17 protein-coding genes are annotated in these 19,609 nt (G+C 72.4%); 9 read left to right on the top strand and 8 right to left on the bottom strand.

Annotated features, from left to right (window positions below; translation table 11 throughout):
• Positions 1 to 24: 24 nt before the first annotated feature.
• The gene (locus LUU90_RS10355) at positions 25 to 480 is read left to right on the top strand and encodes a hypothetical protein (RefSeq protein ID WP_275003340.1); all 456 of its coding nucleotides are present in this window, start codon (positions 25 to 27) and stop codon (positions 478 to 480) included.
• Positions 481 to 563: 83 nt separating this feature from the next.
• Here LUU90_RS10355 and LUU90_RS10350 read toward each other — a convergent pair whose 3' ends face one another.
• Entirely contained in the window at positions 564 to 2,636 is a 2,073-nt protein-coding gene (locus LUU90_RS10350) for an MDR family MFS transporter (protein ID WP_275003678.1), read from the bottom strand.
• A 129-nt stretch (positions 2,637 to 2,765) separates the two neighbouring features.
• On the opposite strand from LUU90_RS10350, the gene LUU90_RS10345 reads away from it, so the two are divergent.
• The 3 genes from LUU90_RS10345 (at position 2,766) to LUU90_RS10335 (ending at position 6,592) form a co-directional block, all read left to right on the top strand.
• On the top strand, positions 2,766 to 3,827 hold the full coding sequence (locus LUU90_RS10345; protein WP_275003339.1) for an ATP-binding cassette domain-containing protein: 1,062 nt from the start codon (positions 2,766 to 2,768) through the stop codon (positions 3,825 to 3,827).
• Positions 3,824 to 4,630, top strand: a complete 807-nt coding sequence (locus tag LUU90_RS10340) for an ABC transporter permease (protein WP_275003338.1) — start codon at positions 3,824 to 3,826, stop codon at positions 4,628 to 4,630. The genes LUU90_RS10345 and LUU90_RS10340 overlap by 4 nt, the downstream gene beginning before the upstream one ends.
• A gap of 150 nt (positions 4,631 to 4,780) precedes the next feature.
• Positions 4,781 to 6,592 carry a calcineurin-like phosphoesterase family protein gene (locus tag LUU90_RS10335; RefSeq protein ID WP_275003337.1) on the top strand — a complete coding sequence of 604 codons (1,812 nt, stop codon included), beginning with the start codon at positions 4,781 to 4,783 and terminating at the stop codon, positions 6,590 to 6,592.
• Positions 6,593 to 6,687: 95 nt separating this feature from the next.
• Here LUU90_RS10335 and LUU90_RS10330 read toward each other — a convergent pair whose 3' ends face one another.
• The 3 genes from LUU90_RS10330 to LUU90_RS10320 form a co-directional block, all read right to left on the bottom strand.
• On the bottom strand, positions 6,688 to 8,088 hold the full coding sequence (locus tag LUU90_RS10330; RefSeq protein ID WP_275003336.1) for a cryptochrome/photolyase family protein: 1,401 nt from the start codon (positions 8,086 to 8,088) through the stop codon (positions 6,688 to 6,690).
• Between the two features lie 140 nt (positions 8,089 to 8,228).
• The gene (locus LUU90_RS10325; protein ID WP_275003335.1) at positions 8,229 to 8,600 is read right to left on the bottom strand and encodes a nuclear transport factor 2 family protein; all 372 of its coding nucleotides are present in this window, start codon (positions 8,598 to 8,600) and stop codon (positions 8,229 to 8,231) included.
• Between the two features lie 144 nt (positions 8,601 to 8,744).
• Positions 8,745 to 12,653: a S8 family serine peptidase gene (locus LUU90_RS10320; protein ID WP_275003334.1), complete on the bottom strand. Its 3,909-nt coding sequence runs from the start codon at positions 12,651 to 12,653 to the stop codon at positions 8,745 to 8,747.
• A 108-nt stretch (positions 12,654 to 12,761) separates the two neighbouring features.
• Here LUU90_RS10320 and LUU90_RS10315 point away from each other — a divergent pair, with 108 nt between their 5' ends.
• Complete coding sequence (locus LUU90_RS10315; protein WP_275003333.1) at positions 12,762 to 12,956, top strand: hypothetical protein; 195 nt, start codon at positions 12,762 to 12,764, stop codon at positions 12,954 to 12,956.
• Positions 12,957 to 12,972: 16 nt separating this feature from the next.
• Here LUU90_RS10315 and LUU90_RS10310 read toward each other — a convergent pair whose 3' ends face one another.
• From LUU90_RS10310 to LUU90_RS10300, 3 genes are all read right to left on the bottom strand, one after another.
• A complete protein-coding gene (locus LUU90_RS10310) occupies positions 12,973 to 13,329 on the bottom strand; it encodes a DUF5134 domain-containing protein (RefSeq protein ID WP_275003332.1) in 357 nt (118 codons plus the stop codon).
• Positions 13,311 to 13,490 (bottom strand): hypothetical protein, encoded by a 180-nt coding sequence (locus LUU90_RS10305; protein ID WP_275003331.1) that lies wholly within the window; start codon positions 13,488 to 13,490, stop codon positions 13,311 to 13,313. Before LUU90_RS10305 ends, LUU90_RS10310 begins: the two co-directional genes overlap by 19 nt.
• Positions 13,491 to 13,708: 218 nt before the next feature.
• Positions 13,709 to 14,605, bottom strand: coding sequence for an SDR family oxidoreductase (locus tag LUU90_RS10300; protein ID WP_275003330.1), 897 nt, complete (start codon positions 14,603 to 14,605; stop codon positions 13,709 to 13,711).
• Between the two features lie 96 nt (positions 14,606 to 14,701).
• Here LUU90_RS10300 and LUU90_RS10295 point away from each other — a divergent pair, with 96 nt between their 5' ends.
• Positions 14,702 to 15,277 carry a TetR/AcrR family transcriptional regulator gene (locus tag LUU90_RS10295; RefSeq protein WP_275003329.1) on the top strand — a complete coding sequence of 192 codons (576 nt, stop codon included), beginning with the start codon at positions 14,702 to 14,704 and terminating at the stop codon, positions 15,275 to 15,277.
• A 60-nt stretch (positions 15,278 to 15,337) separates the two neighbouring features.
• Here LUU90_RS10295 and LUU90_RS10290 read toward each other — a convergent pair whose 3' ends face one another.
• Positions 15,338 to 15,724, bottom strand: a complete 387-nt coding sequence (locus LUU90_RS10290) for a VOC family protein (protein ID WP_275003328.1) — start codon at positions 15,722 to 15,724, stop codon at positions 15,338 to 15,340.
• Between the two features lie 242 nt (positions 15,725 to 15,966).
• Here LUU90_RS10290 and LUU90_RS10285 point away from each other — a divergent pair, with 242 nt between their 5' ends.
• The 3 genes from LUU90_RS10285 (at position 15,967) to LUU90_RS10275 (ending at position 19,599) form a co-directional block, all read left to right on the top strand.
• Positions 15,967 to 17,430: a family 43 glycosylhydrolase gene (locus LUU90_RS10285; RefSeq protein ID WP_275003327.1), complete on the top strand. Its 1,464-nt coding sequence runs from the start codon at positions 15,967 to 15,969 to the stop codon at positions 17,428 to 17,430.
• A 107-nt stretch (positions 17,431 to 17,537) separates the two neighbouring features.
• On the top strand, positions 17,538 to 18,800 hold the full coding sequence (locus LUU90_RS10280) for a carboxylate--amine ligase (RefSeq protein ID WP_275003326.1): 1,263 nt from the start codon (positions 17,538 to 17,540) through the stop codon (positions 18,798 to 18,800).
• Positions 18,793 to 19,599, top strand: coding sequence for an aspartate/glutamate racemase family protein (locus LUU90_RS10275; RefSeq protein WP_275003325.1), 807 nt, complete (start codon positions 18,793 to 18,795; stop codon positions 19,597 to 19,599). The genes LUU90_RS10280 and LUU90_RS10275 overlap by 8 nt, the downstream gene beginning before the upstream one ends.
• Positions 19,600 to 19,609 lie beyond the last annotated feature (10 nt).

Raw genomic sequence — 19,609 nt, 5'->3', positions numbered from 1 at the left:
CGTCGACGACGAGGAGATCGCCCGATGAGCCACGTAGCCCAGGTCGGCACCGTCTACCAGACCAGCCAGGAGCTTCTCGACGCCGACCTGCCCCACCTCAGCGTCGCGCTGGACGCCAGCGGCTACGCGGTCCAGCGGGACGTGGACGGCAACTGGTACAGCGTGTCCTCCGTCGGGCCTGCGGACCTCGCCGAGGTCTACACCCTCATCCATCTCCCCGCCCAGGCCCTTCCCACCACCTACGGATCGGTGGTGATCGCCGACAACGGCACGCCTTTCATGCGCCGCTGGGACGCGGCGACCGACGACCGCTTCGGCGTCGAGCACTGGATCGGGCCCGACGGCGCCACCGTGACCGGCGACCATCTGCGCCGCCTCGGCATCGCGCGGGCCTGGGACGCCGGAGCGCCCAACGGTGTACCGGGCGGCGCGGGCCCCCGCGGACGGGTCCGCACTGCCCCGCCCTCCCCCGGGCACTGAGGGCCGACACGCCGTCCGGCGCGGGGCGTCAGTGGCGGCACCGGGCCAAACCGTCACCGACCATCACCGACCGTCACTGACCATCACGGCCGCTCCGCGTGATCGATCTTGTCGGTCAGGAGGTCGTGCGCCAGCTGGTCCACGAGCTGGGTGACCTCCGGCTCGTCACCGTCGGGCCACTCGGCGACGTAGCGTCGCAGCCGTTCCCGCTCCGCGGCCCGGATCGACTCGGCGACGTCGTCCGCACCGGGCAGGGCGTGGACCGTGTCGCCGTCGACCTCGACGAGCCCGCGGGCGGCGAGGGCGCCGGCGACGTCCCGCACGACGTGCTCAGGGCTGGACGTGCGCTCGGCCATGAGCCGCACCGACCGGACGCGCTTGAGGGAGACCCGCGTGACCATCCACGCCTCCGCCGGGGACAGGCCGACGTCCTGCGCGACGACCTCGTAGACCCGCAAGGGGTCCCGCTTGCCCACACGGCGCCAGAGGATCATCCGCAGCTCCTCCAGCGACGTGCGCGACGACGGCAGGGCGAAGGACTCCCCCGCCGCGTGCCCCGCGGACGCGCCGTCGCCGCCACGGGTGGCCGTGCGCAGCTCGACCTCGGGCAGCAGCCAGGTCAGCAGGAACGCCAGCGCCGCCACCGGCACGGCCCCCAGGAAGACGACGTGCAGGGCTCCGGCGTAGGCGTCGAGGAACCAGGCCTGCACCTCGGGCGAGCACCGCGCGAGCGCCTGGGTGGTGGCCGCGAGCGCCTCCGGCCCGCAGGGGCCCTGGGCGGTGCCGGGGACGCCGGTCATCAGCTCGTCGGTGAGGCGGCTCGAGAAGATCGTGCCGAAGACGGCGACCCCGATGGACGAGCCGATGGTGCGGAAGTAGGTGGCGCCCGATGTCGCGGTGCCGAGGTCGCGGTAGCTCACGGCGTTCTGGACGGCGATGACGAGCACCTGGGTGACCATGCCGAGGCCGGCGCCGAGCACGAACATGCTCAGGCCCGCCTGGAGGGTCGTCGTGTCCTGGTCCATGAGGGAGAGCAGGTAGAGCCCGACGGCGGTGATCGCGGTGCCGAGGATCGGGTAGATCTTGTAGCGGCCGGTACGGGAGATGAGCTGCCCCGACGCGATGGACGTGATGAGCAGGCCCAGCATCATCGGTGTCATCTCGAGCCCGGACTGGGTGGGGGTCGAGCCCTTGACGGTCTGCAGGTAGAGCGGCAGGTAGGTGATGGCGCCGAACATCGCGAAGCCGACGGCGAATCCGATGACCGCCGCGACGGAGAACACCTTGTTGCGGAAGAGGTGCAGCGGCAGCACGGGCTCGGGGGCGCGCCGCTCGGCCACGACGAAGGCGACCAGCGCCCCGATCGCGAGCGCGCCCATCGCGTAGACGGGGCTGGAGTCCCACTCCCATGTGGTGCCGCCCAGGCTGGTCATCAGCACGATCGCCGTCGAGAGGGTGGCCAGCAGGGTGATCCCGGCGTAGTCGATGCGCGGCCGGGCGCCCGTGGTGATGCGGGGCAGGACGGCGGCGACGGCGACGAGGGCGACGGCCCCGAGCGGGATGTTGATGTAGAAGACCCAGCGCCAGTCGAGGTGGTCGACGAAGAAGCCGCCGAGCAGCGGCCCGGCGACCGACGAGACGCCGAAGACCGCGCCGAACAGGCCCTGGTACCTGCCGCGCTCCCGGGGTGGGACGACGTCGCCGATGATCGCCTGGGACAGCACCATGAGACCGCCGCCGCCGATGCCCTGCACGGCGCGCCAGGCGACGAGCTGGCCCATCGTCTGGGACGTTCCGGCCAGGATCGACCCGGCGAGGAAGATGACGATGCACGCGATGAACAGCGTCTTGCGGCCGAAGAGGTCGCCCAGCTTCCCCCAGAGCACCGTGGTGGCGGTGCTGGCGAGCATGTACGCGGTCACGACCCAGGACAGGTGCTCCGCTCCACCGAGGTCGGAGACGATGGTGGGCAGCGCGGTGGCGACGATGGTCTGGTCGAGGGCGGCGAGCAGCATCGCGAGCATGAGCCCGCCGAAGATCGCCCAGACCTTGCTCTGCGGCAACGCCTGCGGTTCGGCCTCTGCGCTCGGTGCGGTCATGCGGCGCCTCCCAGCGTCCGGCGGACGGCGAGGTCCGCGCACTCCCGCCACACACATTGACACGGGCGGTCCGGGTCGGCACGGGGAGCCGCCGCTCGCGCCCGGGGTGGTCCCGGTTCGACCGGCGCCGAAACCGATTGAGCCCCCGTCCCCGCGGTGGGACAGTGGGACCTGGAGGGAGACCACATGTCCGACTCGCTCGCCGTCGAGGCGCGAGGCCTCGTCAAGCACTTCACCAGCCGCAAGTCCGTCACCAAGGCGGTGGACGGCATCGACCTCTCGATCACCGAGGGCAGCGTCTTCGGTCTGCTCGGCCCCAACGGTGCGGGCAAGACCACGGTGGTCCGCATGCTCGCCACCCTTTTGCGGCCCGACGCCGGCACCGCCAGCGTGCTGGGCCACGACGTCGTGCGCGACGCCGACGCCGTGCGCTCCGCCGTCGGCCTGACCGGGCAGTACGCCTCTGTGGACGAGGACCTGACCGGCACCGAGAACCTGCTCATGCTCGCCCGGCTGTACGGGTTCGGACCCGCTGCCGCACGCCGGCGGGTGCAGGGTCTGCTGGAGGCGTTCGACCTGGCCGACGCCGGGTCCCGGCAGGTCAAGACCTACTCCGGCGGCATGCACCGGCGCATCGACCTCGCCGCGTCCCTGGTGCTCGCTCCGCGGGTGCTGTTCCTGGACGAGCCGACCACCGGCCTGGACCCGCGCAGCCGCAACCAGGTGTGGGACATCGTCCGGGTGCTCGTGGACGACGGCGCCACCGTGCTGCTCACCACCCAGTACCTCGACGAGGCGGACCAGCTCGCGGATCGCATCGCCGTCGTCGACCACGGGCGCACGATCGCCGAGGGGACCTCGAGCGAGCTCAAGCGGTCGGTCGGCGAGGGGGCCGTGCACCTGCGCGTCGCCGAGGTGGGCGACCGCGCCCGGGCCGCCGAGATCACCGAGCGCGTGCTCGGCGCCGAGGTCACCTTCGACTCGGACCCGCACGCCATCGCCGCCCGCGTGCCCGACGCCGGCGCCGACGCCGTGCCCCGCCTGCTGCCCGCCCTGGCCGAGGCGGGGATCAGCGTGCCCGAGTTCAGCCTGGGTCAGCCGAGCCTCGACGAGGTGTTCCTCGCGCTGACCGGCCAGCCCCTGCCGGACGACGTGGAGCCGGGCGCGGAGCCGGGCGCGGAGCCGGGCTCCGACTCAGGCTCGGGGCCGGGGCCGGGAGCCCGTGAGTCCACGGAGGTGTCCCGATGACCACCACCCTGCGCGACGCCGTCGCCCTCACCGAGCGCCCCTCGCGGCCGTCGCCCGTGTCGACCACGCTCACGTTCGGCTGGCGCGCCCTGCTGAAGATCAAGCACGTGCCCGAGCAGCTGTTCGACGTGCTGGTCTCCCCCATCATCTTCACGCTGATGTTCACGTACCTGTTCGGTGGGGCGCTCGCCGGCTCCACGCAGGCATACATCCAGTTCCTGCTGCCGGGCATCCTCGTGCAGACCATCCTGTTCGTGACCATCTACACCGGCTACACGCTCAACACCGACATCTCCAAGGGTGTGTTCGACCGGTTCCGCTCGCTGCCCATCTGGCGCCCCTCGCCCGTGGTGGGCGCGCTGCTGGGCGACACCGTGCGGTACACGATCGCCTCGGTCATCACCATCTCGCTGGGGCTGATCCTCGGTTTCCGGCCTGACGGCGGAATTCTCGGCGTGCTGCTCGGAGTACTGCTCCTGCTGGTGTTCGCGTTCGCGCTGAGCTGGACGTTCATCATCCTCGGGCTGCTGGTCCGCTCGCCCAACGCCGTGATGGGCATCTCGATGATGGTGCTCATGCCGCTCACGTTCGCCTCGAACGTGTTCGTGGACCCGGTGACCATGCCGTCCGGCCTGCGCGCGTTCGTGGGCGTCAACCCGGTGAGCCACCTGGTCACCGCCGTGCGCGGCCTGATGGCGGGCAGCCCCGACGCCGCGGAGATCGTCTGGGTCCTGATCGCGTCCGTGATCCTGACGGCGGTGCTGGGCCCGATCGCGATGCGGATCTACCGCACCAGGACCTGAGGCACCAGGACCTGAGGCGGGCCCGTCGACTGGTCGTCGGGTGAGATTTGCCGTGCCGTGAGGAGGAGGACAGCCCGAGTTCATGACCGGGCGGCAGCGTGATGGCCGACCGGCCGGAGGGCCGGTTCGCGATCACGACAGGAGAATTCTGTGAAATCGACTGCCACCCGATCGACCACGCGCTGGCTCCGCACGCTCGGCCTCACCGGAGGAGGGCTCGCGCTCGCCCTCACCGGCGCGCTGCTGCCGTCCGCCACGGCGGCTCCCGGCGGCCAGACCGGCGGATCGTGGGCCGAGACCGCCTACCGCGGCAGCGTCGACGTGGTCGCCGGGCCCGACGAGGACCAGGACACCATCGACGGTGTCGTCTTCGTCGACCGCGACAAGGACTCCGAGCAGGACCGCGGTGAGCGAGGCCTGGGGGGCGTCACCGTCACGAACGGCCGGGACGTCACGACGACCGACCGCAAGGGCCGCTACGAGCTCCCGGCGTTCGACAACATGACGGTCTCCGTCACCCAGCCGCGCGGCTACCAGGTGCCGGTCGACGACGACAACGTCGCGCAGTTCTTCTACCACCACCTCCCCGAGGGCTCCCCCGAGCTGCGCTACGGCGGCATCGAGCCGACCGGCCCGCTCCCGGCCGAGGTCAACTTCCCGCTCGCCCCCAGCACGCTCACCAGCTCGGCGAAGCAGCACTGCCTCATCGGCGGCGACATCCAGACGTACGACCAGGACGAGGTCGAGTACGCCCGCAACGGCGCCTTCGCGGACCTCGCGGCACGCACCGACTACACGGGCTGCGGCGCGCTCTTCATCGGCGACGTCGTGGGCGACGACCTGTCGCTCTACCCGCAGACGCGCGAGCTCGTGAGCATGCTCAACGGCCCGGCGCGGTTCCTGCCCGGCAACCACGACCTCGACTTCGACGCCGCGAGCAGCGAGCACACGTTCGACACCTTCCGCGCCAAGCTCGGGCCGGAGTACTACTCCTACGACGTGGGCAAGGCGCACGTCGTCGCCCTGAACACCGTCGAGTACAAGTCGGGCACCTCCTACACGGGCGCGCTCGACGAGCGTCAGCTCGAGTGGCTGCGCAACGACCTCGCGGAGGTGCCGAAGAACAAGCTGGTCGTCATCGCGGCGCACATCCCGCTGCTCGACTTCGCCGACGAGAGCAGCAACCGGCACCAGGTGGCGCAGGTCAAGGAGATCTACGAGCTCCTCGAGGGCCGGGAGGCCATCGCCCTGGGCGGTCACACGCACAGCATCGAGAACCTGCGTGCGGGCGACAGCCTGCAGGGCTGGTCGGACGTCATGGGTGTCGACGAGCTGCCGTTCACGCACATCACGGCCGGCGCGATCTCGGGTGACTGGTACTCCGGCACAGTGCTGCCCGAGGGCTACCCCGCGGCGCTGCAGCGCGACGGCGGGCAGCCCGGCGTCCTGACGCTCGACATCACCGGCACCCAGGTCAAGGAGCGCTTCACCGTCCGCGGTGCCGACGACAGCCACCAGATGGCGCTGGGCGTGAACACGCCCCGCTACCGCGAGTGGTTCGCCGCCCACCGCTCCGCCGTCGGCTCGGCGCCGGAGTACACCGACCCGCTCGTCGTGTCGCGGGCCGACCTGGCTGACACCACCTGGCTGACCACGAACTTCTGGATGGGCAGCACGGGCTCGACGGTCACGGCGACCCTCGACGGCGGCGAGCCCGTCGAGGCCGTGCGCACGCAGCCGATGCAGGGCGAGGCACAGAAGATCGGTGCCGAGTGGTCCGACCCCGTGGCCGTGCAGCAGCAGCTGGTGCACGGCGGCAGCGTCGCCGAACGCTCCATGCACCTGTGGCGCGTCGAGCTGCCTGCCGACCTCGCGGTCGGCACGCACACCGCCGAGGTCACCGCGACGGACGTGCACGGACGCGAGTTCGTGGAGTCGCTGACGTTCGAGGTCACCGACTGACCCGAGGCCGCACCGCGCCCTGACGGCCCGATGGTAGGACGGCGGGAGATCTCCGCCGTCCTACCACCGGGCCGTCCGCGCTCTCTCGTCCGTCGTCAGGATCTGTCCCGCTCGCGGCGTCGCACCTCCCGGACGGCCTCGTAGCGGTCGAGGGCCACCGCACGCTCGTGCTTGTGGTCGACGACGGGAGCCGGGTACCCGGCCGGTGGTCCGCCCGGCAACGCCCAGGGCTTGTGCACCGCGGCGCCGGCGACGTCCGCGAGCTCGGGCACGTAGGTGCGCACGTAGTCGCCGTGCGGGTCGAACCGTTCACCCTGGAGCACCGGGTTGAACACCCGGAAGAACGGTGCGGCGTCCGTGCCCGTGCCCGCCACCCACTGCCAGCCGTGCTGGTTGGACGCGAGGTCGCCGTCGACGAGCAGACGCATGAAGTGCCGGGCACCCCACCACCACGGCAGGTGGAGGTCCTTGACGAGGAACGAGGCCGTGATCATGCGCACGCGGTTGTGCATCCAGCCCTCGGCCCGCAGCTGTCGCATCCCGGCATCGACGACGGGAAAGCCCGTGCGACCCTCGCGCCACGCTTCGAACAGCCGGTCGGCCTCAGGGCCGCTGTCGGTAGCCAGCGCGTCGTACGCCCGGTCGTAGTTGCGGCGGGCGGAGTCGGGACGCTGGTCGAGCACGTCGGCGTAGAAGTCACGCCACGCAAGCTCCGTGCGGAACGCCTGTGCGCCCTCCGACGTGCTGTCCGCGAGGTCGGCGAGGAGCGTGCGCGGGTGCACGCAGCCGTACTTCAGGTAGACCGACATCCGGGAGGTGCCCGGCTGGTCGGGCCGGTCACGGCCGGTGGCGTACCCGTCGAGATGCCCGCCCAGGAACTGCTGCCACCGCTCCCGGCCCGCTGCCTCACCCGGGGCTGGAAGTTCGGCGGTGACGGCGGGTAGCGCGGGCACCGGCGCCGCTTCGACCTCGACGCCCGCCGGGTCGATCCAGTCGAGGTAGTCGGCGTCGGTCCTCGCCGGTGGGCGCCAGCCATGGTCCGCCCACGCCTGCCGGAACGGCGTGAACACGCGGTAGCGGCCCCCGTCCGCGGTCCGGACACGGCCGGGTGCCACCGCGTACGGGGAGCCCGTGCGCACCAGGGACCGGCCCTGCTCGGCGAGCGACTGCTCCACGCCACGGTCCCGGAGCCGGCCGTACGGCCCGAAGTCCGCGGCGATATGGACGTCGTCCGCACCGACCTGTTCGGCCACCCGCGGGACCACCTCGGTCGGGTCGCCCTCGACGACCAGGAGCCGGCCACCCAGGCTCCGGTCGAGGTCACGCAGGCAGCCGTAGAGGAACCACAACCGCGCGGCGCCCGACGGCGCGAGCAGCCGCCGGTCGAGCACGAACAGGGCCAGTGCGCGAGAGCCCTGTCCGGCGGCGAGGAAGGTGGGCTGATCGGCGACACGGAGGTCGCGGCGGAACCAGACCAGCACCGTGGGTGCGGTCATGACAGGGCCCTCGGACCGCGCACTCGCCGTCCGCACCACGGTGGAAGGTTCTGGATGGTCACTGCGCCCCCTCGTTGTGCCTAGCCAGGCTATCTTCTAGCGTAGGACGCAGTGGCTGAAGGTGCGGGGTCGCCGGGTGATCAGCCGGCCTGCGGCACGGGGGTCTGCTGGTAGAGCGCGAGCTTCCACACGTCGCCCGCACGCGTGTAGACGCTCGACATCAGCGCCACGAAGGCCGGTTCCTCACCGTCGCGGTAGGCGCGCCCGCGGTAGACGAGGGCCGCGTCCCGGTCGCCGATCCGGACCAGTCGCTCGTCGGTGATCTCGTAGGCCCGCCACGGCGGCGCGTCGTTCAGGGAGGCCACGACCGCCGTCCGGTCGAAGACCTGGCCGTGCGCCAGGACCATCACGCCGTCCGCGGTCATGATCGACCCGTAGAAGTTCCCTCCCGTGCCGTCGCACAGGGAGCGCCATCCGTGGTGCTCGAGATCCAGCAGCTCGTCGATGTCCACCGTCCCGCCCTTTCGTCACCTGCTGCCGCCGTCGGTCAGGAACGACGGTAGCCACGAACGGAAAGTGCCGTCGAGCGGGCACCACCCGCCCGGGGGCGGCGTAGGGCCCGAGCCCTCCGCCGCCCCCGTCGTCCGGTCCGGCCGTCAGCGGCGCACGCTGTACGCCCGGATCACCGTCTCGCTCACCTGCGAGCCCGCCGCGTCCCGCGCCTCGGCCCGCAGCGAGACGTGCTCCGTGCCGCGCGGCACCCGCACGACCGCGGTGAACCCCGCGTCACCGTGCGACCCGCTGCCGCCCGTGACATCGACCGGCGTCCAGGTCTCCCCGTCGTCGGCTGATGCCCAGAGCCGCATGTCCTCCACCGCGGACGGCGTGGAGCCGTCCTGGTGCGCCGCCGACAGGTGGAGCACCTCGCGGCGTTCCCCGCGGTTGCGGTCGTCGAGGGACAGCCCGTAGTCGATCTGCAGCAGCGGCAGGACGACGCGGTCGTCCTCGAACGCCGAGGTGAACTCCCACTCCGTGGTCACGCTGGTGGACAGCTCCCACCACGGCGTCGAGCGGGCGACGTCGGACCGCAGGCGGTAGCGCGCCGTCTCCTCCGGGAGGTCGAAGACCGAGCCCCACGTGACCGGGCTGTCGAGCAGGAGCTCGTCGTCCTGCCACAGCCGGAAACGGACGTCGGCCTCCTCCTCCCAGGGCAGGGCGATCGGCATGGAGTGCCCGGCGTCGTCGACCCAGAACGGCATCTCGAACGTGAACGTGTCCCAGTCGCGGACGGCGGACGGTGGACGGAGCTGCCCGTCGCCGCCGACACCCGGCGGCGTGAACCCGCCGTGGTGCGCCTGGGCGAGCCAGACCTCCTCGGCGGTGTCCCCCGGCCGGAACGCACGGAACTCGGACTCGAACGCGCCGGCCAGCATCCCGCCCGTGTGCCGTGGCATCACCTGGTGGTACCAGCGGACGTCCTCGGCGGCGCTCACGTACTCCGTGCGCTTGACCGGTGCCGTCAGCTCGCTGTCGAGACCGTAGACGCCCTGCCGTCCGTCCCGGACGATCACCGGCGTGGCCGTCACCTGCCCCTCCGCCCCGATCGCGCGGTACTCCATGTCGAGCGTCGCGAGGTTGCCCGGTCCCGCGTGCAGGGTCAGGTCCTCGTCGGGCACCTGCCCCTCCCGCTCGACCACCGTGTCGAAGCTGTAGGCCGCCTGGTCGCGCCCGACGACTCGCAGCCGCACCGGCCGGCTCCCCAGCTCGTCCCGCAGGCGGTCACCGGTGTCCCGGTCGGTGGCGAGCACCGGGATACCCGCTCCGTCGACCGTTCCGGGAACCGTGCCGAGCCCGGCGCCGCGGACCAGCAGACCCCTCGCACCGGCTGCCTCGGCGGCCGCCGCCTGCGCCGCCACGTCGCCCTGGTCCACGAGCGCGAACCGGCCACGCACCCGCGCGTCGGCGAGCTCCGCGGCCGACCCGCCGCGGGCGTCGACGAGCCGTGCCCACGCACGGCCGGTCACCGGCCCGGACCCGGGCACCGCCGTGGCGGGCACGTCGCCCGCGCCAGGGTGGGCGGTGACCTGCAGCACCGGCTGACGCTGCTGCGTCAGGGAGACGAGCTCGAACTCGACCCCCTCGCCGACACGCTCGGTGGGCAGCGCGTAGAAGTCGGGCGCGGCGACGTCGTCGGTGTAGCCGCCGTACTCCGCGCTGACCGTGCCGTTGTACTCGCCGTCGACCAGCCGGTAGAAGAGCAGCTTCTTCCCGGAGTCGTCCGTCGCGCGGTGCGTGGTGACGTCCAGGGCCCGGGCGTCGCGGGCGTCCAGCTCGACCGTCGTCGTCCCTGCCACCTCGATCATCGGCTCGGCCACGGCTGTGACCGCGGTCGGCCAGGACGAGCCGTCGTCGCGCGCCTCGAAGAACCCGGCGAGGTAGTACGAGCCGGGGGCGAGCCGCACGGTGGCCACACCATCGGTGAACCGCGGCTCGATCCACGTCCAGTCCCACGGGTCCGCGGCGTTCTGCAGCACCAGGTGGTCGTCCGACGTCGCCGGCGAGCCGTCGACGTCGGTGGCCCGGATGGTCAGGTCGTACTTCTCGCTCTCGTTGACGAACCCGACGGCGGTGCGCACCTGGTCGCCGTCCGCGGACCGCGCGACCAGCGCGCCGCCGTACGCGCCCGGCGGCGCCGTGGCGGGGTCCAGGGTGAGGTCGACGCTCGCGGCGCCGCCGGGCGGCACCGCCAGGCGGGACACCGACGTCGTCACCGTGCGGTCCGGGGCCGGTTCCCCCGCCTCGTCGCGCACCGTGAGCTCCAGGTCGAGCTCGACCGCCGCCTCGCCGGGGTTGCGGTAGGTCACCGTCCGGGTCACCGGCTCCGCCTCGTCCTGCGGGTACGGCACGATGCCGAACGAGAGGGACGGCGGATCGGAGGTGACGGTCTGCCGCAGCGCACCCGGGATCCACACCCGGCCGGTGCCTTCCTGCCACACCGAGTTCCCGCCGGGCTGCGTGGACGCCATGAGCACGTCCTTGAGCTCCTGCCCGCTCAGGTCCGGACGCGCGGACCGCACGACGGCGGCGGCGCCCGCGACGTGCGGCGCCGCCATCGAGGTGCCGCTGGCGGCGACGTGCAGGTCGTCGACCGGCTCGTCGAGCGTGGTGCCGGCGGCCCGCGCGGCGACGATCCCGACGCCGGGCGCCGCGATGTCGGGCTTCAGGGCGCCGTCGACCCGGGGGCCGACGCTGGAGAACCCGGCGACCACGTCGTCGTCCCCGACCGCGGCGACCGTCAGGGCGCTCGACGCCGTGCCGAAGGTCGGGATGGTGCCCGGCAGCGGTCCCTCGTTGCCGGCGGCGGCGACGGCGAGCAGCCCGTACCGCTCGCTCAGCGCGTCCACGGCGAGCGACGCCGGGTCGGTGCCGTCCGTGTAGTTGCCGGGCTCGCCCAGGGAGAGGTTGAGGATGTCGGCGCCCTGCTCGGCCGCCCACTCCATCCCGTCGATCACCCAGGAGGTGTCGCCGCCCTGGGGCGTGAGCACCTTGGCGTCCAGCACGCGCGCGCCGGGCGCCACGCCCCGGTTCACGCCGTCGGACGCCTCGCCCGAGCCCGCGACGATCGAGGCCACGTGCGTGCCGTGCCCGACGTCGTCGGTGGTGCTCTCCGGGTCGTCGCCGGAGCCGGTGAAGTCCCGCGCGGCCGCGACCACGCCGTCGTCCAGGTCGGGGTGCGTGTCGTCGACGCCGGTGTCCACGACGCCGACCGACACACCCTCGCCCGCGTGCCCGGCGTCCCAGGCCTGCGGGGCGCCGATCTGCGGCATCGAGTCCGCGTCCTGCGGCTCGACCCGGCGGTCCAGCCACACCTTGGTGATCGCGCCCGCCGACGGCGCGGCCTGCGCCGCGGCGCCGCTGCGCTGGGAAACGCTGCCTCCCCCGGCTCTCCCGCCTCCCCCGGGGGCGCCCAGCGCGCGGAGCAGCGCCCAGGACGACGCAGGCTCGCCAGGTCCGGCGGTGGTCTCCAGGTCACCGGCGACGGCACCGATGGACTCGAGGGTGCGTTCCGGGTCGACGCCGAGCGCCGCCCAGTCGGGCTGCCGCGCCGCGCGGGCGTCGCGCCCGCGCGTCTGGACGATGACCGGCACGTCGCCGGTGCGCCCGTCGGCCACCAGCCGTTTGACGTCGAACAGGTCGCGGTCCAGCCGGTCCGGGACCAGCGAGAGCACGTCGGTCGGGATGACCAGGTGCCGTTCTTCGCCGGCCACCTGGTGGAACGCCACGGGTGCACCGCCAGGACGCGCGGCGGGCAGGACCCGGACGAGGTCCTCACCCGCGCGCTCCGTGACGACGACCCGGTCGCCGGTGACGAGAGTGACGACGGTGGTGGTGGGGCGTTCCCGGGGCGCCGCGCGTTCCGGGGCGGCGCCACCAGGCGCGGCGTCGCCGGGCGCGAGCGCCGCGCCGGACGTCGCCACGAGGGCGACGACCGACGCGGCCGCGACGACGATCTTGCTGATGGTCCGGCGGCCTGACCCTGCCGTCCGGCGTGCACGAGCTCTCATCATTGAACCCCGATCCTCATTGGGAAGACGCCTCTCCCCTATGACGCTCCGGAGGCCCGAACAGTTGGGTCGGGCAGGGAGGCGACCGAGCACTCTCAGCTAGTTCATGTGGCGACGTTCTGCGGCAAGTGCGACTGCGGATGCCCCGAGCTGTTCGTCGACCGGACCGCCGAGCCCTTGAAGCAGATCGTGATCACCGGCGACTTCGGTCAGCGCATCCAGATGAGCCACGACCAGCTCGCGGACCTGGTGGAGCAGGCCCGCAGCGGCGCGCTGGACGCGACGGCGCTCCAGCCCGCCTGACCCGGTCGGGTGCAGGTCAGCCGACGAGCATGAGCCAGCACATCCCTGCCGTACCGAGGCTCATCGCGGCGCTCGCGACCAGGTCCACGCCGTGCCCGGCCCTGGCCGGTTCCTGGCGACGCAGATGCCGGACGAGGCCGACCACGAAGCACACCCCGCCGACCGCGAGCGCCACCGCCAGCACGGCACCGCTGACCGCGGCCCAGCCGCCGAGCTCTGCGTGGGCCGCGACGTGCGCCGCCGAGTGTCCGTGCTCCGGCCCCAGCCCGTGCCCGGCGCCGGGCCCTGACGACAACGCCGGCCCGCTCGCGACGCCTGGGGCCATCGCGGCCACCGCCCAGACCATCGCCAGCATCATGGCCGCACCCACCACGGCCACACCATGGCGATCATGACCGCGCTCATGCCCAGGTGGAACAGGTAGCCGGCCGCGACGAACACCTGGCGGACGGTGACGAGACGCCAGAGGGAGTGCACGGTCAGCAGGGCGAAGAGGCCTGTGCTCACCCACTGCACGACGGGGTCCGACGTCATGGGCCTCCCCCGGGTGATGTCACGTGAGCGCCCGGACGGTCTGGGCGACCAGCTCGATCGACACCGGGCGGCCCCGCGCTGGTCCCATGCGTCTCAGGCTCCCACGCCCTGGCGGTGAGCGGCACGCCGAGACGGACACCCCTGGAGCACCGCCGAGGGCGCCGCCAGGGATGCCACCAGGGATGCCCAGCGCGTCCGGCCACGGACCGGTCAGCAGGTCAGTGCGGCGTGTAGGCGCCGGCCGCGATGTCCTCGACGAGGGTCGGCCCGGTCGGGGTCCAGCCCAACAGCTCCTGGGTCGCCACGCTCGTCGCGGAGATGTCCACGCCGAAGAACCCGCCGATCCAGCCGAAGTGGTCCACCGCGCCCTCGGGCGCCACCGAAGCCACCGGCAGGTCGAGGACGCGCCCGATCGCCTCGGCGATCTCACGGGTCGGCACGCCCTCCTCGGCGACCGCGTGCACCAGCGCACCGGCAGGGGCCTTCGCCAGCGCGAGGGCGACGAGCCGTGCGGCGTCCGAGCGGTGCACGGCCGCCCACCGGTTGGTGCCGTCGCCCGGATAGGCGGAGACCCCGTGCCGCCGCGCGACGTCCGTCAGGACGGCGATGAAGCCGTGGTCGCCGGTGCCGTGCACCGTCGGGGAGAACCGCAGGCTGACCACCCGGACGTCGCGGTCGACGAACTCGAGCGCGAGGTTCTCAGCGCCACCGCGTGGCGAGTCGGGACCGTGGAACGGGGACACGTCGCGCTCGGTCACCGGCCGGCCCGTGGCCAGCCCTGCGCTCCCCGCCGCCAAGAGGAACGGGCGGCTGGTACCGGCCAGCGCCTCCCCGAAGGTCTGCACCGCGGCCCGTTCGGCCGCGTTGGACACCGCGGGGTTCGAGAAGTCGTGCTTGTTCGCGAGGTGCAGCACCGCCTCGGCGGCGTCGGCGCCGCGGCGCAGACCGTCGAGGTCGTCGAGGTCACCGCGCTGGACGCGGATGCCCTTGGCCTCGAGCGCCGACGCCGAGGCGTCGGACCGAGCGAGAGCCGTGACGGCATGGCCGTCGGCGAGCAGCTCGTCCACGGCCGCTGAGCCGATCCAGCCGGATGCCCCGGTGACGAAGACATGCATGATGAAGCCTCTCTCAGTGATGTCAGTGACTGATGTCGGTCACAGACATCACCGTACGCCTCATGTCAGCGGCTGTCATCACCTACACTGGACGTCATGGTCCGATGGCAGCCCGGCACGCGCGAGCGACTTCAGGAGGCCGCGCTGGAGCTCTTCGCCCACCGCGGCTACGAGCAGACGACAGCCACGGAGATCGCGCAGTCCGTCGGGCTCACCGAGCGGACGTTCTTCCGCCACTTCAGCGACAAGCGCGAAGTGCTGTTCCAGGGCCAGGAGCGGCTGGTCGAAGCGTTCCTCGACGGCGTGGCGGCCGCCCCGGACGGCGCGACGCCGATGGAGCTCGTCAGCGCGGCGCTGGAGTCGGCAGCCGACTTCTTCCCCGGCGAGCGGCGCGACCACGCACGGCTGCGGCAGTCGGTGATCGACCAGAACCCGGCACTGCAGGAGCGCGAGCGGCACAAGCTGTCCGCGCTCGCGACGACGGTCGGCGACACGTTCAGGGCGCGTGGCGTCCCGGAGCCGGCGGCGACCCTGGCGGCCGAGTCGGCGATCACCGTGTTCGGCGTGTCGTTCACCCAGTGGATCCGCGATGGCGAGGACCGCTCGCTCGCCGACATAGAGCGCACGGTCCTGGCCGAGCTGCGCAGCCTGGCCGCCGGCGAGGCCGCGTGACCGGCTCGTCCTGACCGATCGGCCCCTGCCGATCAGTCCCTGCCGATCAGTCCTTGCCGATCAGTCCTGGATGAGCGCGATGACGTTGCCCGCCGGGTCGGCGATCCACCCGATCGTCGGCCCCTGGGACGGGTCCGTGCTGCGGGCGACGCCGCGCTCGTCCTGGTCGAACCCCGGATAGCGGATCAGGCTCACCCCGGCCGCCTCCAGCTCCGTCACCGCCTCGTCGATGTCCGGCACCACGAGGTTGAGCACCGTGTAGGACGCCGGCGCGTGGGCCTCGCCCTTCGGGTAGACGAAGACCGAGGCATCCCCGGTCAGGTCGATCTCGAGACCACCCATGGCGTTCTCACGAGCGGGCAGCCCGAGGGTGTCGCGGTAGAAGCGGAGGGCGGCGTCGGCGTCGTCCACCGAGAAGCCGCTGAAGCTGCGGAGCGTGGTGACCATCATGGGTTCCTTCCGTCGGATTCCATCGGAGCGGTTACCGGACCGACCCCCGGCCGTGGGAGAACTCATCGGTCGCCGTGAGACCGGCACCGGAGCCGGGCCACGTGCTCCCTGCGCCCGCTCGAGGACATGCTGCGCGCCTGCTCGGAGAACCTGGGCTCCGCACCTTGACCGAACAAGTCGGCCTCCGGCAGAGTTCGCGATGTTAGCGCTCACAATGCCGATGACAAAGGAGTCATCCTGTGCCCTCACCCCTTGCCGCCTCGCTGCCCGCACTGTGTCGTCGAATCCTCGCGGCCGGCGCGGCCGCCGTCCTGGCCCTCACCCTCGCGCCCGCCGCCCCGGCGACCGCCCAGTACATCGACGTGCCGAACCCGATCGTGCAGCAGCGCGCCGACACGGCGATCCACAAGCACACCGACGGCTACTACTACATGACCGCGTCCGTGCCGGACTACAAGCGCGTCGAGCTGCGCCGGTCACGGACCCTCGCGGGCCTCGGCACCGCCACACCGGTCACCGCCTTCACCGCACCGTCCAGCGGCGCCCTGAGCGGCTGGATCTGGGCACCCGACATCCAGTACGTCGACGGCGCCTGGTACATGTACTTCTCGGCATCCCCCAGCACGTCACGGTTCGCCCAGCGCCTGTACTCGATCCGCAACACGTCGGCGAACCCGACGACGGGCACGTGGTCGGCTCCGCAGCGCATGACGACGGGCTGGGACTCGTTCCAGCTCGACCCGGCGTCGTTCACCCTGAACGGCACGCGGTACTTCGCGTGGGCGCAGGACAGCCCCAGCACGAGCTACAACAGCCACATGTACCTGGCGCGGATGACCTCGCCGACGACCATCGACACCGCGTCGACCGTCGAGATCGCCCGGCCTACCCACTCGTGGGAGATGGAGGGCGTCGCGGGCGTGGTCGAGGGCCCGTCGCCGATCGTGAAGAACGGTCGCGTCTTCATCGCGTACTCCGCTTCCGCCACGGACTCCCGGTACAAGCTCGGCCTGGTCTCCGCCTCGGCGTCGGCCAACCTGTTGTCCGCGTCCTCGTGGACCAAGCGGTCGACGCCCGTCTTCCAGACGGCGAACGGCTCCTACGGCCCCGGCCACGGCAGCTTCACCGTCGCCGAGGACGGCGTGACGGACATCCTCGTCTACCACGCCCGTGACTACGCGACGCCGACGCCGGACGCCCTGACGGACCCCAACCGGCACACCAGGGTCCAGCAGCTGTACTGGGCGGCGGACGGCTACCCCTTCTTCGGCCAGCCCCAGGCGACCGGCTCCGGGCAGCCCGGGATCCGTGGGCGCCACAGCGACAAGTGCGTCGACGACTACGACTGGAACACGGCGGACGGTGCCCTCGTCAAGCTCCACACGTGCAGCACCGCCGCGGCCCAGAAGTGGGAGTTCAGCTACGTCGGCGGCCACTACCGCATCAAGAACCTCCACGCGGCCAAGTGCCTGGACAACCTGAACGGCTCGACGGCGCTCAACGCCGACGTCGGACTCTGGACCTGCAGCGGCGGCACCAACCAGGACTGGTCGATCATCGACCGGGGCAACGGCTGGTTCTCCCTCCGCAACCGGACCAGCGGACTCTGCCTGGACAACTACGAGTGGAACACCGCGAACGGCGCGCGCCTCTCGATGTACACCTGCAACGGCACCGACGCCCAGCTCTGGCGCCGGGGCTGACCTCGCGGGCACCGGTCGGCGCTCCCCGGCCGGTGCCTGCGCCCGATTTTTCCAGTTCACCCGCTCCGTGACACAACCTTCCGCACGGTCCGTCCGTCTTACGTGGCATGGGGAACAACGCAGCGATCCACCCGGTCATCCTCGGCGGCGACGCCGGTGCCTACAGCCTCGCCCGCGCCTTTCACGAGCGACACGGCGTCCGGTCGACCGTCGTGTCCATCCGCCCGACACCCAACGTCGCGCACTCCACCATCATCGACAACGTCGTCGAGCCGCGCCTCGACGACCCCGGCGTCATGGTCGAGCTGATCCGCCGGGTCGCCGCGGCCGCCCCCGGCCCGGTCATGATTCTCACCTGCGTGGACTGGTACGTGCGGGCGCTCGCGGAGCAGCGCGCCCGTCTGGAGGACGTGGCGACCGTCCCCTACCCGTCGGTCGAGCTGCTCGATCGCGTGATGGACAAGCGGCAGTTCTCCGAGCTCTGCCACCAGATCGGTGTCCCGCACCCGCGCACGGAGGTACGTGGCGGCGGGGAGCCGGTCGGCGACCTCGACCTGGGCTACCCGGTGATCGCCAAGCCCGGTGACAACACGGCATGGCAGCGCGTGTCGTTCCCCGGCAAGGCGAAGGTGCACCTGGTCCGGGACCGCGACGAGCTGGCCGCGCTCCTGCAGGCGGCCGGGGACGCCGGCTACCGGCAGCCGATGATCATCCAGGAGTACGTGCCCGGCGACGACTCGCAGATGCGGATCATGACCACCTACTCCGACCAGGCGGGCGCGGTGCGCATGGCGTGGGGCGGTCGCGTGCTGCTCGAGGAGCACACGCCCGGGACGCTGGGGAACCCTGCGGCCATCCTCACCGGGCGGCTCCCCCAGGTCGAGGCGGACGCCCGCCGGCTCGTCGAGCACCTGGGCTGGACCGGGTTCGCGAACTTCGACGTGAAGGTGGACCCGCGTACCGGCGTCGGACACTTCCTGGAGCTGAACCCGCGCACCGGACGCTCGAACTACTACCTGACCGCGAGCGGCCTGAACCCTGCCGCCTACTGGATGGCGGACCATCTCGGGGACGGCTGGCCGGACGCTCCGGAGCCGCTGGAGGTGCTGTACCGGATCGTCCCGGGCTTCCTCCTGGACAAGTACGTGCACGACGACGCGGTGCGCGCCGCCGTGCGCCAGGCCCGCGTCGTGCACCCGCTGAAGTACCGGCGGGACCTCTCGCCGCGGCGGGACACCTGGGTGCGGCTCGCCGAGCTGAACCAGGTGCGCAAGTTCGCGCAGCACCATCCCGTGCCCGCAGCCGGTGCCGAGGCCGGACCGGCCGGGTCGGGACAGACCGTCTCGACCTCGGAGCGCGAGGTTGCCTGACGTCGGCGCGCCGGGCGCCGGTTCCCCGGCCGGGGCCCCTGACGCGTCCTCGGGCGCGCTCGTCGGTGTGCTGGGCGGGGTCGGACCGCTCGCGACGGTGCTGTTCATGGAACGCGTCGTCCGCAGCACCGCGGCCGCACGCGACCAGGACCACGTGGACATGATCGTGCTGCAGCACGCGACGGTCCCGGACCGGACGGCGTTCGTGCTGGGGCGTTCCGCCGACGACCCGGGGCCCGTGCTCGCCGCCGACGCGCGGCGGCTCGCCGCGGCGGGGGCCGACTTCCTCGTGCTGCCGTGCAACACCGCGCACGCGTTCGCCGACGCGATCGGCGCGGCGACGCCGGTCCCGCTGCTGTCCGCGGTGGACGTGACGGTATCCGCGGTGCTGTCGAGCGACGTCTGGACCGGACGCCTCAGCGGGCCGCGGCCGGAGGCGGTCGGCCTTCTCGCGACGGAGGGCACCATCGCGTCGGGGGTCTACCTGGACGCCTTCAACGCCCACGGCGTCAAGACCCTGGTGCCGGACGTCGCCGACCAGGCGACGGTGACGTCCCTGATCTACGACGGCGTGAAGGCGGGCCGCGGCGGTGACCTGACCGCGCTGGACGACGTCATCACCCACCTGCGACTGCGCGGGGCCGGCGCGATCGTCCTGGGCTGCACCGAGCTGTCGGTCGCGGCGGAGGCGACCCCTCCGGACCGCCTGCCCGGCGTCGTGCTCGTGGACGCGCTCGACGAGCTCGCCCGGGCGACGGTCCTGCGTGCGGGACACCGGCTGCGTGCCGGACTCTCCTGAACGGGCCGCC

Source organism: Promicromonospora iranensis (assembly GCF_028994775.1).
Taxonomy (GTDB): Bacteria; Actinomycetota; Actinomycetes; order Actinomycetales; family Cellulomonadaceae; genus Promicromonospora; species Promicromonospora iranensis_A.
Note: the sequence above shows the minus strand (reverse complement) of the source record. Positions and strands in the feature narration are given on the sequence as shown.